The sequence below is a fragment of the Streptomyces alkaliphilus genome, from assembly GCF_014141535.1.
Lineage (GTDB): Bacteria > Actinomycetota > Actinomycetes > Streptomycetales > Streptomycetaceae > Streptomyces > Streptomyces alkaliphilus.
The window spans coordinates 1-291 of sequence record NZ_VKHT01001799.1; the positions used below are offsets into that span (position 1 = coordinate 1).

The following is a 291-nucleotide window of genomic DNA, read 5'->3' on the forward strand; positions in this document are numbered from 1 at the left end:
TCTACACGGTCTGGCAGGCCTCCCACATGGACCAGACGTACTATTTCTGCAGTGACGTGAACTTCCGCTGATCCGGCGGGGTTCGCACCCACCCCTCACGCACCGACGCACCACGCCCCGGCCCCGGTGGACGCCCACACGTCCACCGGGGCCGGGGTCCGTCACGGCCCCGGAAGGGCTCAGGCGAGGGATCGGCCGCTGTCGTCCCGGGCCGTGGTCAGCGCCCAGATGACGAAGCCGTAGAACGCGATCGCCACCACCGACCACAGCGGGTAGTACGGCAGGGACAGG

General features: G+C 69.4%; 1 protein-coding gene. It reads right to left on the minus strand.

Annotated elements, in window-relative coordinates; genetic code table 11:
• Positions 1–179 precede the first annotated feature (179 nt).
• Positions 180–291: DUF7144 family membrane protein (locus tag FNQ90_RS28785; protein WP_456115111.1), on the minus strand; the 112-nt coding region annotated here is incomplete at its 5' end.